The sequence below is a fragment of the Halomonas sp. B23F22_3 genome (assembly GCF_043496965.1).
Taxonomy (GTDB): Bacteria; Pseudomonadota; Gammaproteobacteria; order Pseudomonadales; family Halomonadaceae; genus Halomonas.
Genome location: NZ_JBIEKG010000003.1, coordinates 153,385 through 166,583, shown reverse-complemented (window position 1 = coordinate 166,583; position 13,199 = coordinate 153,385). Strand labels below are relative to the sequence as shown.

Here is a 13,199-nt window from a genome sequence, read left to right as displayed (position 1 = left end):
ATCGCCCTGCCCGACCCCGCCGATGACGACGGCCGATGCGATGGCATCGGCCGTCGTCGTTTCTGTCTAGGTGGCGAGCGCGGCGCGTGGCCTTGGTGGCCTCGACAGGGAAGCCTCAGGGGCGAATCAGGCGGGCGTCGCTGGCGATGGCATCCAGCGGCACGTCCCAGGGGGCGGCCGGCAGCCGCGCCACTCGCTGGACCTCGTGGGCCAGGCCGATCAGCCGCGGGCAAGGCCCCGGGCGCCGGGTGAAGGCCAGGGTGCGGTCGTAGAAGCCCCCGCCCATGCCGATGCGCTGGCCCTGCTCGTCGAATCCCACCAGCGGCAGCAGGATCACGTCGAGTGCCCAGGTCGGCGTGCGCCGGGCGCGGTGCGCGCCGTGGCGGGTCTCGGGTTCGGGGATGCCGTAGCGGTTGGCCACCATGGGCGTGCCGGCATGGTAGTGCACGAACCACAGCTGGTTGTCGCAGAGCGGCTTCAGGACCGGCAGGTAGGCGCGGCTGCCGCGGCGCTCGAGCCAGGCGATCAGCGGGGTGGGATCGATCTCGCCGTCGTTGGGCAGGTAGAGGGCCACGCGTCGGGCGCGCTGGAGTTCAGGGAGGCGGCGCAGGCGCCTGCAGAGTCGCTGGGAGGCCTCGCGGCGCTGCCGGGGCGACAGCTCGCGTCGGCGGCGACGCAGTTCGCGTCTCAGCCGGCGACGATCATCGTCGGACGGGATGGGTGCGGCGGTATCCTGCATGGCGGTCATGTCGGATTGGAGTTCCCCAGAGTGCCGCTGTCGTTCTGGCCCTTGAACCCAGTGGTTCAAGGTGGGTGGCCGCAGCCGAACCGTCAGGCTTTCCGACGCACGGACGTGCACACGGGTTCGGCTAGCTTTGGCCCCCTGGGTACTGCGCATAGGCTCGAGGGACTATAACGACTGGCCAACACCCCAGGGAACCTCTTCATCCTACCAGAGGCCGGGGCCGGGCCAAAGAGGCGATTGCGTGTCGGCTCAGCGGGTGGGGACGGCGTCCAGCGCCTTCTCGAGGCGGGCGGTGAGGGCATTGAGGCTCTCCTCGCCGGCGCGCTGGTCGTCGAGGGTCTCGAGCAGCTCATGGGCGATGTTCAGCGCCGCCATGATGGCGATCTTCTCGCGGTCGACCACCCGGCCCTGGGCGTGGATGCCCTGCATGGCGCGATCGAGGTAGCGGGCGGCCCGCTCGAGCTTCTCCTGCTCCTCCGGCGGGCAGGCGATGGAGTAGGGACGCTCCAGGAGGGTGATCTCGGTGGTCGGCCGTGTCGGCTCGGTCATGGCAGGCTCCGGCAAAGGGCCAGTGGCAGAGGGAGCGCACGGGTGCGCGTCATGCAGGGTCGATGCGTTAACATCAAGGCCTGAAGCGAAACCCAGTCACTATAAGAGAGCCGTTTGCGGGCGGTCAACGCGCCCGCCGGCTCCCAAGCGGAACCAGCCATGTCACTGATCAACGAACGCCAGGACTTCTCCACCATCGCCGACACCTTCCTGTTGCACGGCAGCATGCAGTCGCCGGCCTTTCTCGACGGTCGCCTCTGTGCCTCCCTCGCCCTGCACGACATCACCCCCGAGGCCTGGCTGGAGGAGGTCTGCCTGAGCCTGGGCGTCGAGCAGCCGCGCGACGAGGCCAGCGCCGAGCGCCTGCTGGGCTGGCGGCGCCAGGCCCTCGAGGCGCTGTCGGCCGCCGAGCTCAACCTCGAGCCGCTGCTGCCCGACGAGCTGTTCTCGCTGGCCGAGCGGGCCCAGGGCCTGCAGGAGTGGACGCTGGGCTTCCTCGAGGTGGTGGCCGATGCCGGCGACGCCCCGCGGCGCGACTGGTCCCCCGCCCTGCGCGAGGCCCTGGAGGATCTCGCCGGCCTGACGTCCATCGAGACCGACCTCGAGGACAGCGCCGAGAACGAGAACGACCTCTTCGCCCTCACCGAGCACGCGCGCATGGCCGCCATGCTGCTCTATACCGAGCAGCATCCCGGCAAGCCCCAGGTCGAGCAGGTCGACGAGCCGACCCAGCACTGAGCCGATGGCCCCACACCGCCACCGAGGAGCCGCGATGCCCCCTGCGACCCTGCCCCGCCCCGCGCCGATCTCCGCCGACGAGTACCGCGCGAGGCGCCACACCCTGATGGCGCAGCTGCCCGCCGGCAGCGCCGTGCTGCTGCCCGGTGCGGCGCTGGTCACCCGCTCGCGCGACAGCGAGTTTGCCTTCCGCCAGGACAGCGATTTCCACTACCTGACCGGCTTCCCCGAGCCGGAGGCGCTGCTGGTGCTGCTGCCCGGTCGGCAGGCCGGCGAGAGCGTGCTGTTCTGCCAGGATCGCGATCCGGCGCTGGAGACCTGGACCGGCCGCCGCCTGGGCGCCGAGGGCGCTGTGCGCGACCACGGCCTCGACCAGGCCTTCGAGAATGCCGAGCGCGACGAGCGCCTGGCCCTGCTGCTGGAGGGCCGCGAGGTGCTCTACCTGCCGCTGGATGACGCCGATGCCCTGGCCCTCGCCGAGGCGCTGCGCGGCGAGCTCTCCGCTCACGCCCGCCGTGGGGCGCCGGTCCCGACCGGCTTCGCCGACATCAGCGGGCTGATCCACGAGCAGCGCCTGATCAAGAGCGCGGCGGAGCTTTCGCTGATGCGCCATGCCGGGGAGGTCTCCGCCCGGGCCCACGCGCGCGCCATGCGCGCCTGCCGCCCGGGGCTCGTGGAGTCCCAGCTGCAGGCGGAGCTCGAGCATGAGTTCCGCTGGCAGGGCGGCAGCGGGCCGGCCTATGCCAGCATCGTCGGTGGCGGCCCCAACGCCTGTGTGCTGCACTATCTCGAGAACGCCGCCCCGCTGCGGGACGGCGAGCTGGTACTGATCGACGCCGGCGTCGAGTTCGACCTCTATGCCGGCGACATCACCCGCACCTTCCCGGTCAACGGCCGCTTCACGGCGGCCCAGCGGGCCCTCTACGAGGTGGTGCTGGCGGCCCAGGAGCGCGCCATCGCGGCAGTACGCCCCGGCGTCACCCTGGCGTCGATCCACGCCGGCGTGGTGCACGACCTCACCGCCGGGCTCGTCGAGCTGGGGCTGCTGGCGGGCGACGTCCAGGCGCGGGTCGACGACGGCAGCTACCAGCGCTTCTACCTGCACTCGACCTCTCACTGGCTGGGCCTCGACGTGCACGACGTCGGCGCCTATCGCCGCGCGGGCGAGCCGCGGCCCCTCTGCCCCGGCATGGTGCTCACCGTGGAGCCGGGGCTCTACGTGCCCGACGCCGACGACCTGCCCGAGGCCTTCCGGGGGATGGGCATCCGCATCGAGGACGACGTGGCGGTCACCGCCGAGGGAGGCGAGGTGTTGACCGCCTCCGTGCCCAAGCGGGTGGCCGATATCGAGGCGCTGATGGTCACCGAGTGACCAGCTGGCGAGAGGTCTTTGATGTCTTTATGTAATGTACGTTATGAAATAAAGAGGCGACAGGCATGACGTCGACGCGGGAAACGCGGATCGAGCACCTAGAGCAGAGGGTAGGCGAGCGGGTGGATATCGCCATCATCGGCGGCGGCCTGGTGGGGGCCAGCCTGGGCTGCGCCCTGGCCTCCCTGGTCGAGCGGACGGGACTCAGGGTGGCGGTGATCGAGCCGGCGCCGCTGGATCGCCAGCTGGCCGAGCCCTGGCAGCCGAGCTTCGATGCGAGGGCCAGCGCCATCGCCTGCGGCTCGGCCCGGCACTTCGAGCGCCTGGGCGTCTGGGAGGCGATGGCCGAGCAGGCGGCGCCGATCCGCACCATCCACGTCAGCGAGCGGGGCCGGTTGGGCGTGACCCGACTGCGCGCCGCGGAGCTCGGCGTCGCGGCGCTGGGTCACGTGGTGCCCAACGCCTGGATGGGGCGCGCCCTGCACGGTCGGCTGGGCGAGCTGCCGGTGGACTGGCACTGCCCGGCGAGCGTGGAGGCCATCGAGCCCGTCGCCGAGGGGCATCGGCTCAGGCTCTCGGACGGCAGCACGCTGGAGGCGGGCCTGACGGTGCTCGCCGACGGCGGGCGTTCGGGGCTCAAGGAGCGCCTGGGCATCGAGAGCCGCGAGCGGCCCTATGAGCAGGTGGCGCTGATCGCCAGCGTCGAGGTCAGCCGCCCCCATGACGGCATCGCCTATGAGCGCTTCACCGCCGAGGGCCCCATCGCCCTGCTGCCCCTCCCCGGGCAGGCCATGGAGCTGGTCTGGACCCACGCGCGCGGCGAGGAGGCGCGGCGGCAGGCGCTCTCAGATGGCGACTTCCTGGCCGAGCTGCAGCGTGCCTTCGGCGATCGCGCCGGGCACTTTCGAAGGGTCGGGCGCCGTCACGCCTACCCGCTCTCGCTGGTCACGGCGCGGGAGACGGTGCGCCCGGGGCTGGCGGTGCTCGGCAACGCGGCCCACTCGCTGCATCCGGTGGCCGGTCAGGGCTTCAACCTGGCGCTGCGCGGGGTGATGGACCTGGTGGCGGCCATCGAGGCCGGCGGCGAGCGGGGCGAGGCGCCGGGGAGCGCGGCGGTGCTGCAGGACTTCGAGGCGCGCCGCGACGGCGATCGCCAGGACGTCATCCGCTTCAGCGACGGCCTGATCCGGCTGTTCGGACTCGATCATCCGGTGCTCTCCCATGCCCGGGCGGCGGGCCTCGTCGGGCTGAACCTGGTGGGGCCGCTGCGCCGCACCCTGGCGAGGCGGGCCATGGGGCTGGAACGATAGAGGCTGGAAAGATAGGCGCTGGAACGACAGGGGCTGGAACGAACACCATGAACAGACGGCATGGCCATCCGGGCCACCACGAGGAGCAGGCATCATGAGCGCAGAACAGCAATCCGCCGCGGCGCCGTTCGAGGCGATCGTCGTCGGCAGCGGCATGGTGGGCGCGACCCTGGCCTGCCTGCTGGGCCGGGCCGGGCTCTCGGTGGCCCTGCTGGACGCCCGCGAGGCGCCCCTCGACGGGCAGGCCGCGGGCAGGGGGGCGCCCTCCATGCGGGTCAGCGCCCTGACCCCCGTCTCCCGGCAGCTGCTCGAGGGACTGGGCGCCTGGCCGGCGATGGCCGCGCGCCGGGTCAGTCCCTATCGCTTCATGCAGGTATGGGACGGCGAGGGCAGCGGGGAGGTGAACTTCTCCGCGGAGCAGGCCGGGGTGCCGCTGCTCGGTCACATCGTCGAGAACGACGTGACCCTGGCGGCGCTGGAGGAGTGCCTGGCCGAGCTGCCCTCGGTCAGCGTGCGCTTCGACGCCCGGGTGGCCGAGCTCGAGGCCGGGGGCGAGAAAGCGAGCGCGGGGGATCCGCGCACGGTGGTGCTGGAGGGCGGCGAGCGGCTCCAGGCGCCGCTGGTCGTGGCCGCGGACGGGGCGCGCTCACCGCTGCGTGAGCGGGCCGGCATCGGCGCCCGCGAGCGCGATACCGGCCAGGTGGCGGTGGTCACCACGGTGCGCACGGCACGTGAGCACGGCGGCGTGGCACGCCAGGTCTTCCTGTCGACCGGGCCGCTGGCCTTCCTGCCGCTCTCCGTCGAGGGCGACGCTCGCCACTGCTCCATCGTCTGGTCGACGACGCCGGAGGAGGCCGAGCGCCTGACGGCGCTCTCCCCAGAGGCGCTGGGACAGGCGCTGGGCGCCGCCCTCGAGCATCGCCTCGGCGAGGTCACGGTGGTCGACCGGGCGCTGGCGTTTCCGCTCGTCCAGCGCCACGCCGAGCACTACGTGCGCCCGGGCTTCGCCCTGGTGGGCGACGCGGCGCACAGCATTCATCCCCTGGCGGGTCAGGGGGTGAACCTGGGGCTGATGGATGCCGCGGTGCTGGCCGAGGAGGTGATCGAGGGGCGCCGCCGGGGGCTGTCGACCGGCGATGAGCACGTGCTGGCTCGCTATGCCCGTCGGCGCCGCGGCGACAACGCCGCCATGCTGGCGCTGATGGACGGCTTTCGCCTGCTGTTCGGGGCGCGCCATCCGGCGCTGACCCTCGCGCGCAATCTGGGCCTCTCGGGGGTGGATCGGCTCGGGCCGATCAAGCGGCTGCTGATGCAGCAGGCCATCGGCCATCGCGGCCGGCTGCCCGCCGCCTGTCGCCCGCTCAGTCGTCGCGACGCTGGCTGATCACGTTAAGGGCCTTGAGCAGGTTCAGGGCCTCGCCGAGCTGGTAGTCCTCGCGCAGTCGCTGGCTCATCTCGCTGCGCTCCCGCGGGTCTTCCGAGGCGCCCAGGTGGCCCTCGAGATCCGATTCGCGCACGTCCAGGCGGCTGCCCTCGGCGACCTCCAGGCGGCCGCGGATCACCTCCACGTCGGGCTCGATGCCCTGGGCCTGGATCGAGCGGCCGTCGGGAGTGAAGTAGAGCGCCGTGGTCAGCTTGAGCCCCTCGTCGTTGCCCAGTGACATGATCTGCTGCACCGAGCCCTTGCCGAAGCTCTGGGTGCCCATCACCACGCCGCGCCGCTGGTCCTGCAGGGCGCCGGCGACGATCTCCGCCGCCGAGGCGCTGCCGCCGTTGATCAGCACCACCAGCGGCACCTCGGGCGCCGCGGTCTCGCGGCCCGCGGAGAAGCGCATCGCGCTGTCGGCCAGGCGCCCCTCGGTATAGACGATCAGCCCGCTGTCGAGGAAGGCGTCGGCCACGTCCACCGCCGCCTGCAGGACCCCACCGGGGTTGTTGCGCAGATCGAGCACCAGGCCGTCGAGGGGCGCGTCCTGCGCCAGGCTCTCCAGGGCCTCGTCGACCTGCGCTCCGGTGCGGCTCTGGAACTGGCTGACGCGCAGATAGCCGTAGCCGGGCTCCAGCAGCTCGTGCTTCACGCTCCGGGTGCGGATGATCTCGCGGGTCAGGGTGACCTCCTGCGGGGCATTCGCATCCTGGTGGAGGATGGTCAGGCGGATCTGGGTGCCCGGCTCGCCGCGCATCAGGTTGACCGCCTCCTGCAGCGAGAGCCGGTCGGTGGGGGTGTCGTCGATGCGCAGTATCCGGTCCCGGGAGCGCAGCCCGGCCCGGGAGGCCGGGGTGTCGTCGATGGGCGTGATCACCATCAGCTGCCCCTCCTCCATGCCGACCTCGATGCCCACGCCGCCGAACTCGCCCTGGGTGGATTCGCGCAGGCTCTCGAACTCCTCGCTGTCGAGGTAGGCGGAGTGGGGGTCGAGCTCGCTGAGCATGCCGCGCATGGCGTTGCGCAGCAGGTCCTCGTCCTCGACCTCTTCCACGTAGGCGCGCTTGATGCGCTCGAACACCTCGGCGAAGGCCTGGATCTCGGCCACCGGCAGGTCGTCGTTTGCCCCCGGTGAGTCCTGGGCGATGGCGGGCACGGGGGCGATGGCCAGCAGGGCGACCGGCAGCAGCACCGACACCAGGCGGCGCGTCACGGAAGGCAGGGCGGCGGGACGTAGGGGCATGCAGACTCTCGCGGTTGCGGGGCGGGCGACCCAGCATAGCCCGCGCCCCGGCGTCGATGGAATAGCGGCGACGATCGGCGTCGGCTCAGGGTCGGCTGGCGATCCAGCCCCGCGGATCGATGGGCTGGCCGTTGCGGCGCACCTCGAAGTAGAGCCCCGGCTGGCCCTGGCCGCCGCTGGCTCCCACGGCGCCCAGGGCGTCGCCGCGGGAGACCGCGCTGCCCACCCCGGCGGAGAAGCGCTGGAGGTGGGCGTGCAGGGTCATCACCCGGTCGCCGTGATCGACGATCAACAGGTTGCCGAAGCCGCGCATCCAGTCGGCGAAGACCACCCGGCCGGGGTGCACGGCGGTGACCGGGGTGCCCTCGGCGGCGCGGATCACCAGGCCGTTGAGGTGCACCCCCTCGCCGTTGCGAAAGGAGGAGGCGATGGTGCCCTGCACCGGCCAGGGCAGCTCGCCGCGGGTCTCTTCGATGGCGGTGGAGGGGGGCGGGCGCTCCAGGCTGGCCAGCCGCTCCTGCACCTCGCGCAGGGTGCGTTCGGCATGGGCGCGGTCCTGGGCGAGGGTCGCCAGCCGAGATTGCTCGCTGGCGAAGCGCTCGTCCAGTGTCGCCACCAGCGCGGTGCGCTCGGCGCTTTGCTCGGCCAGCGTGGCGCTGCGCTCGGCCAGGGTTGCCGTCACGGCCTCCAGCCGCTCGCCGCGCTCGGCCAGGGCCTGGCGCGTGTCGTCGAGCTCGCTCTCCAGGCGCTCGAGGCGATCGAGGCGCTCGTGACGGGCCCGGGCCAGGCGGTTGAGGTAGTGCTGAAGGCGGTCGAGCCGGGCCGGGTCATCCTGGTTGAGCAGCAGCTTGAGCTGGGGCGTGAGGCCGAGTCGGTAGAAGGCCTCGAGCTGGACCTCGAGGGATTCGAGCTGCTCGCGCCGCTCGTCGGCCAGGCGCTCGCGGCGGGCCTCCAGATCGGCGATCTCGTCGTTGAGGGCACGCCGCTCGGCCTGCAGGGCGTCGAGGCGGCGATGGGTCTCGGCGAGCGCCGTCTCCACCTCGCGCAGCGCCTCGCTCGCCTCGTCGCGGGCCTCCCGGGTGGTGGAGAGCCGGCCGGAGGCGGCCAGGATCTCCTCGCCCAGGGCGTCGAGGCGCGCCTGGGCCTCGCGCTCGGAGGGCGCGGCGGCAAGCGGCGAGGCTGGGCTTAGCATCAAGCCCAGCGTCAGGCCAAGGCTCAGGCATAGGCCGGGCCCCAGGGCGGCGGCCAGGCCGCTCAGCCCGCTCGGCGTCGAACGCCGCCTCGCCACTCCCTGGCGCTCCGGGCCCCGGCTCACTCGGCCTCGATCAGCACGCGTCCGGTCATCTCCTCGGGCACCGGCTGGTCCATCAGGGTCAGCAGGGTCGGGGCGATGTCGCACAGCCGACCGTCGTCGAGCAGGCGCACCGGACGCGGCCCGACATAGATCAGCGGCACGTCGAAGGTGGTGTGGGCGGTCTGGGGCGCGCCGGTCTCGGGGTGGATCATCTGCTCGGCGTTGCCGTGGTCGGCGGTCACCAGGCAGGCGCCGCCGACGCGTTGGATCGCCTCCACCACGCGGCCGACGCAGGCGTCCACGGCCTCGATGGCCTGGACGGCGGCGTCGAACTTGCCGGTGTGGCCGACCATGTCGCCATTGGCGTAGTTGCAGACGATCAGGTCGTGCTGGCCGCCCTCGATCGCCTCCACCAGGCGGTCGGTGACCTCCACGGCGCTCATCTCGGGCTTCTCGTCGTAGGTCTTCACGTCCTGGGGGGAGGGCACCAGTACCCGGGTCTCGCCGCGGTACTCCTGCTCGCGACCGCCCGAGAAGAAGAAGGTGACGTGGGCATACTTCTCGGTCTCGGCGATGCGCAGCTGGGTGAGGTTCCGCTTCTCCATCACCTCGCCCAGGGTGTTCACGAGCTCGGCCGGCGGGAAGGCGGCCGGGGCCGGGATGTCGGCGGCGTACTGGGTCAGCATCACCAGGCCGTCGGCGGCAAGCCGGGGGCGTACCCGGCGCGTGAAGCCCTCGAAGCCGTCCTCGACGAAGGCGCGGGTGAGCTCCCGGGCTCGGTCGGCGCGGAAGTTCATGAAGATGCCCGCATCGCCGTCGGCCATGGCCACCGCGGCGCCGGCGGGGCGGATGCTGGTGGCGGTGACGAACTCGTCGGTCTCGCCGCGCGCGTAGGCCTGCTCGAGGCCCTGTTCGGCGCTCTTTGCAGTGAACTCGCCCGCCCCCTCGGTGATCAGGCGATAGGCCTGCTCGACGCGATCCCAGCGGTTGTCGCGGTCCATGGCGAAGTAGCGGCCGATGATCGAGGCCACGAAGCCGTGCTCGGCGCCCACCAGCTCGGCGAGACGCGCGTTGGTGCGCGTAAGCGAGGCCAGGGCGCTCTTCGGCGCCGTGTCGCGGCCGTCGAGGAAGGCGTGAACGTAGATGCGCTGGGCCCCGCGGCGGGCGGCCAGCTCGGCCATGGCCAGGATGTGGTCCTCGTGGCTGTGCACGCCGCCCGGCGAGAGCAGGCCCAGCAGGTGCACGGCCTGGCCCGCGGCCACGGCGGCATCGATCGGCGCGGTCAGGGCGGCAATGGTAGCAAGCGTGCCCTCTTCGACGGCCTTGGTGATGCGGGTGAAGTCCTGATAGACGATGCGCCCGGCCCCCAGGTTCATGTGGCCGACCTCGGAGTTGCCCATCTGGCCGTCCGGCAGGCCCACGTAGCGGCCATCGGTGTGGATCAGGCTGTGGGGCTGCTCCTGCCACAGGCGGTCCATCACCGGGGTGTTGGCGGCGAGGACGGCGTTATCGGTGGGCGACTCGTTGTGGCCGTAGCCGTCGAGGATGATCAGGGCTACCGGACGCGGGGTGCGGGGGTCGGTCATGGGGGATGGCCTCGTGGTCGGTGTCGGGCTCGGCCGGCCTCTCGGGCGGCCAGGGTCGCGACTTGCATCTGCTTGCGGCATCATATCGTACGGCACCGTCGGACGTCATTTTGGCCGGCGCCCGGGCCGCGGCGCGCCGCGGCTTTGTGTATACTGGGCGCCGCCGCGACTGGCCGGCCCCGTTCACCGTGTACCCGATAAAGAGTTAGCCGAACCCATGATCGATCAGCTGTTCGAATTCGTGCAGAATCATCCCCTGCTGGTGGGGGCCTTCCTGGTGGTGTTGATCGCCTGGCTCGCCTATGAGGTCCGCAACAGCAGCGCCGGAGGCGTGACCTCCGGCGAGGCCACCCAGCTGGTCAACCGCGAGGACGCCGTGGTGGTCGACCTCCGCGAGGCCAACGACTTCAAGGCCGGCCACATCGCCGGGGCGCGCCACATCCCGCAGAGCAAGCTCGACGAGCGCCTGCGCGAGCTCGAGAAGTTCAAGGGCAAGCCGATCATCGTGGCCTGCAAGCACGGCCAGAGCGCCGGCGTCGCCCAGGCCAAGCTCACCAAGGCGGGCTTCGAGCGCGTGCTGAAGCTCAAGGGCGGCATGGCCCAGTGGCAGGCGGATGGCCTGCCGGTCGTCAAGAAGTAGGCCACCCCGCATCACCCGGACCCGTTTACCCGATATTTTCACCGGACAAAGGATTTTTCCCATGGCGGAAGAGAACAACCAGAACGCCGGCGCCAACGGCCAGCAGGACAAGCCGCAGCTGCAGTTCGCCCTGCAGCGCATCTACGTGAAGGACCTCTCCTTCGAGGCGCCCAACTCGCCGGCGATCTTCCAGCAGCCGTTCAAGCCCAAGGTCGGCCTGGATCTCAACACCACCCACCAGCAGGTCGGGGAAGACCTCTTCGAGGTGGTGATCAAGGTCACCGCCCAGGTCACCCACAGCGAGGAGGGCACCACCTCCTTCCTGGCCGAGGTCGAACAGGCCGGCCTGTTCCGCATCGGCGGCCTCGAGGGGCAGCAGCTCGACCACACCCTGGGCGCCTTCTGCCCCAACGTGCTGTTCCCCTATGCCCGCGAGTGCATCGACAGCCTGGTCAACCGTGGCGGCTTCCCGCCGCTGATGCTGGCGCCGGTCAACTTCGAGGCGATCTACGCCCAGAAGAAGAAGCGCGAGGCCGAGCAGGCCCAGGCCGACGGCGAGCAGGCGACCCAGTAAGCCGATGCCGATCCTCATGAGCGAGGGCCGCCCGTGAAGGCGCCGCGCATCCACGTCGCCGCCGACTTCCATGTCGGCGGCGACGTCGTTCTGCCCGAGGGGCCCGCTCGCCACGTGGCGCGGGTGCTGCGTCTGGGCGAGGGGGCCGAGCTGCGCCTCTTCGACGGTGCCGGTCTGGAGGCCCGGGCGGTGCTCGTCGAGGCCTCCCGCAAGCGGGTGGTGGCGCGCCTCGAGGCCGTCGAGCCGGGGCGCGGCGAGTCGCCGCTGGCGGTGCACCTCGGCCAGGCGATCTCCAAGGGAGATCGCATGGACTACGCCATCCAGAAGGCGGTCGAACTCGGCGTGGCGGCCATCACCCCGCTCTACACCGAGCACGGCGACGTGCGACTCAAGGGCGAGCGGGCGGCCAAGAAGCTCGCCCACTGGCAGGCCGTGGCCGCCAGCGCCTGCGAGCAGTGCGGCCGCGCGACCCTGCCGCCGGTGCATGCCCCGATGGGCCTGGCCGAGTGGCTCGCCGCCCGCGACGAGGCGCTGCGTCTGGTGCTGCATCCCGGCACCGCCGGGGCGTTGGATGTGGCCGAGGCGCCCGCCAGCGCCGCGGTGCTCATCGGCCCGGAGGGCGGGCTCGCCGAGGCCGAGGTCGAGGCCGCCCGGGCCGAAGGCTTCGCCCCCCTCTCCCTCGGCCCGCGCGTGCTGCGCACCGAGACCGCGCCGGTGGTGGCGCTATCGCTGCTGCAGGCCCGCTTCGGCGATCTCTGAGCCGCGGGCTCGGCTATCCTCCTCCCTGGCTCCCCCACGCTTTCCCGCTCCCCACTCTCTACCGGATGCCCGCCATGCCCGATTCCCGAGACCGTCGCTCGCCGCGCTCCTCCGCCCCGCCTGCCGCCGCGCCGCGGCGCCATCGCGCGCCCCGGGCCGCCGTCGGCGAGGTGGTCTACCTCGAGGTGGTCACCGTCAACGAGACCGGCGCCTTCCTCGACTGGGGCCACCCCCGCGACCTGCTGCTGCCCTACGGCGAGCAGCGTTTCCGCCCCAGCGTGGGCCGGCGGGTGCTGGTGATGATCTACGAGGACCAGCAGGGCCGGCCGGTCGCCTCCCAGCGCCTCGATCGCTTCCTGGCCGACGAGGCCGAGGGCCTGGCGGCGGGTGACGAGGTGGCGCTGGTGATCGCCGACCAGACCGACCTGGGCTACAAGGTGGTGGTCGATCAGCGCTTCTGGGGCCTGCTCTATCGCGACGACGTGAACCGGCCGCTGCGCCGCGGCCAGCGGCTCGCCGGCTACGTGAAACGCGTGCGCGACGACGGGCGCCTGGACCTGTCGCTGCTGCCGCCGGGGCCGGCGCGCCTCGACGTGGTCGGCGAGCAGGTGCTCAAGGCGCTGCGCGAGAGCGGCGGCTACCTGCCGCTGGGCGACAAGAGCGACGCCGGTGAGATCAAGGCGCGGCTGGGGGTGAGCAAGAACGCCTTCAAGCAGGCCATCGGCCGGCTCTACAAGCAGCGGCGCATCCTCCTGGAGCCCGGCGGCATCCGGCTGGCGCCCAGCGGAGACTGATCCAGAAGCCCCTGCCATCCGGCCCCGGAAGCGAAGCGTCGAGGGGGCGCTGTGAACCCCTCCCTGGGCGCTACCGATGCCATCCCTGGCATAGGACCCCCTCTTTGCTTCGCTCCCGGCGCCTCTTGCCTCGAGCCACTCGGGTGATCGAACCGCCCGCCTTGGTGGA

Annotated in this window: 13 protein-coding genes and 1 other RNA gene; 8 read left to right on the top strand and 6 right to left on the bottom strand. The window is 72.0% G+C overall.

Annotation, left to right across the window (positions count from 1 at the left end):
* Positions 1–115: 115 nt before the first annotated feature.
* From ACGTNG_RS07220 to ACGTNG_RS07210, 3 genes are all read right to left on the bottom strand, one after another.
* The gene (locus ACGTNG_RS07220) at positions 116–748 is read right to left on the bottom strand and encodes a 5-formyltetrahydrofolate cyclo-ligase (RefSeq protein WP_394576340.1); all 633 of its coding nucleotides are present in this window, start codon (positions 746–748) and stop codon (positions 116–118) included.
* Positions 749–757: 9 nt separating this feature from the next.
* Positions 758–941: non-coding RNA, 6S RNA (gene ssrS, locus ACGTNG_RS07215), on the bottom strand.
* A 53-nt stretch (positions 942–994) separates the two neighbouring features.
* On the bottom strand, positions 995–1,294 hold the full coding sequence (locus tag ACGTNG_RS07210; protein WP_394576339.1) for a cell division protein ZapA: 300 nt from the start codon (positions 1,292–1,294) through the stop codon (positions 995–997).
* A 159-nt stretch (positions 1,295–1,453) separates the two neighbouring features.
* Between ACGTNG_RS07210 and ACGTNG_RS07205 the strand changes: the two genes are divergently transcribed.
* The 4 genes from ACGTNG_RS07205 (at position 1,454) to ACGTNG_RS07190 (ending at position 6,098) form a co-directional block, all read left to right on the top strand.
* Positions 1,454–2,032, top strand: coding sequence for a UPF0149 family protein (locus ACGTNG_RS07205; protein ID WP_394576338.1), 579 nt, complete (start codon positions 1,454–1,456; stop codon positions 2,030–2,032).
* Between the two features lie 34 nt (positions 2,033–2,066).
* Positions 2,067–3,404, top strand: a complete 1,338-nt coding sequence (gene pepP / locus ACGTNG_RS07200; RefSeq protein ID WP_394576337.1) for a Xaa-Pro aminopeptidase — start codon at positions 2,067–2,069, stop codon at positions 3,402–3,404.
* 65 nt (positions 3,405–3,469) lie between these two features.
* Positions 3,470–4,714: a 2-octaprenyl-6-methoxyphenyl hydroxylase gene (gene ubiH, locus ACGTNG_RS07195; RefSeq protein WP_394576336.1), complete on the top strand. Its 1,245-nt coding sequence runs from the start codon at positions 3,470–3,472 to the stop codon at positions 4,712–4,714.
* Positions 4,715–4,808: 94 nt separating this feature from the next.
* Positions 4,809–6,098 (top strand): UbiH/UbiF/VisC/COQ6 family ubiquinone biosynthesis hydroxylase, encoded by a 1,290-nt coding sequence (locus tag ACGTNG_RS07190; RefSeq protein WP_394576335.1) that lies wholly within the window; start codon positions 4,809–4,811, stop codon positions 6,096–6,098.
* Here ACGTNG_RS07190 and ACGTNG_RS07185 read toward each other — a convergent pair.
* The 3 genes from ACGTNG_RS07185 to gpmI all read right to left on the bottom strand — a co-directional run bounded on the left by ACGTNG_RS07185 (position 6,076) and on the right by gpmI (position 10,263).
* Positions 6,076–7,383, bottom strand: a complete 1,308-nt coding sequence (locus tag ACGTNG_RS07185) for a S41 family peptidase (RefSeq protein WP_394576334.1) — start codon at positions 7,381–7,383, stop codon at positions 6,076–6,078. The two genes, ACGTNG_RS07190 and ACGTNG_RS07185, sit on opposite strands and share 23 nt — an antisense overlap.
* 85 nt (positions 7,384–7,468) lie before the next feature.
* Complete coding sequence (locus ACGTNG_RS07180; RefSeq protein WP_394576713.1) at positions 7,469–8,575, bottom strand: murein hydrolase activator EnvC family protein; 1,107 nt, start codon at positions 8,573–8,575, stop codon at positions 7,469–7,471.
* Positions 8,576–8,694: 119 nt separating this feature from the next.
* On the bottom strand, positions 8,695–10,263 hold the full coding sequence (gene gpmI, locus ACGTNG_RS07175) for a 2,3-bisphosphoglycerate-independent phosphoglycerate mutase (RefSeq protein WP_394576333.1): 1,569 nt from the start codon (positions 10,261–10,263) through the stop codon (positions 8,695–8,697).
* Between the two features lie 217 nt (positions 10,264–10,480).
* Between gpmI and ACGTNG_RS07170 the strand changes: the two genes are divergently transcribed.
* The 4 genes from ACGTNG_RS07170 to ACGTNG_RS07155 all read left to right on the top strand — a co-directional run bounded on the left by ACGTNG_RS07170 (position 10,481) and on the right by ACGTNG_RS07155 (position 13,030).
* Entirely contained in the window at positions 10,481–10,903 is a 423-nt protein-coding gene (locus ACGTNG_RS07170) for a rhodanese-like domain-containing protein (RefSeq protein ID WP_394576332.1), read from the top strand.
* 61 nt (positions 10,904–10,964) lie between these two features.
* Entirely contained in the window at positions 10,965–11,477 is a 513-nt protein-coding gene (gene secB / locus ACGTNG_RS07165; RefSeq protein ID WP_394576331.1) for a protein-export chaperone SecB, read from the top strand.
* A gap of 33 nt (positions 11,478–11,510) precedes the next feature.
* On the top strand, positions 11,511–12,236 hold the full coding sequence (locus ACGTNG_RS07160) for a 16S rRNA (uracil(1498)-N(3))-methyltransferase (protein WP_394576329.1): 726 nt from the start codon (positions 11,511–11,513) through the stop codon (positions 12,234–12,236).
* A gap of 74 nt (positions 12,237–12,310) precedes the next feature.
* Positions 12,311–13,030, top strand: a complete 720-nt coding sequence (locus tag ACGTNG_RS07155; protein WP_394576328.1) for a CvfB family protein — start codon at positions 12,311–12,313, stop codon at positions 13,028–13,030.
* The last annotated feature ends 169 nt before the right edge of the window (positions 13,031–13,199 follow it).

Excerpts from the sequence above, each read along its gene's own strand:
- ACGTNG_RS07190 (WP_394576335.1), top strand. The coding sequence starts at position 4,809 with ATGAGCGCAGAACAGCAATCCGCCGCGGCGCCGTTCGAGGCGATCGTC.
- gpmI (WP_394576333.1), bottom strand. The coding sequence starts at position 10,263 with ATGACCGACCCCCGCACCCCGCGTCCGGTAGCCCTGATCATCCTCGAC.
- ACGTNG_RS07170 (WP_394576332.1), top strand. The coding sequence starts at position 10,481 with ATGATCGATCAGCTGTTCGAATTCGTGCAGAATCATCCCCTGCTGGTG.
- ACGTNG_RS07155 (WP_394576328.1), top strand. The coding sequence starts at position 12,311 with ATGCCCGATTCCCGAGACCGTCGCTCGCCGCGCTCCTCCGCCCCGCCT.
- ACGTNG_RS07205 (WP_394576338.1), top strand. The coding sequence starts at position 1,454 with ATGTCACTGATCAACGAACGCCAGGACTTCTCCACCATCGCCGACACC.
- ACGTNG_RS07180 (WP_394576713.1), bottom strand. The coding sequence starts at position 8,575 with ATGCTAAGCCCAGCCTCGCCGCTTGCCGCCGCGCCCTCCGAGCGCGAG.
- ACGTNG_RS07210 (WP_394576339.1), bottom strand. The coding sequence starts at position 1,294 with ATGACCGAGCCGACACGGCCGACCACCGAGATCACCCTCCTGGAGCGT.
- secB (WP_394576331.1), top strand. The coding sequence starts at position 10,965 with ATGGCGGAAGAGAACAACCAGAACGCCGGCGCCAACGGCCAGCAGGAC.
- pepP (WP_394576337.1), top strand. The coding sequence starts at position 2,067 with ATGCCCCCTGCGACCCTGCCCCGCCCCGCGCCGATCTCCGCCGACGAG.
- ACGTNG_RS07220 (WP_394576340.1), bottom strand. The coding sequence starts at position 748 with ATGACCGCCATGCAGGATACCGCCGCACCCATCCCGTCCGACGATGAT.
- ubiH (WP_394576336.1), top strand. The coding sequence starts at position 3,470 with ATGACGTCGACGCGGGAAACGCGGATCGAGCACCTAGAGCAGAGGGTA.
- ACGTNG_RS07185 (WP_394576334.1), bottom strand. The coding sequence starts at position 7,383 with ATGCCCCTACGTCCCGCCGCCCTGCCTTCCGTGACGCGCCGCCTGGTG.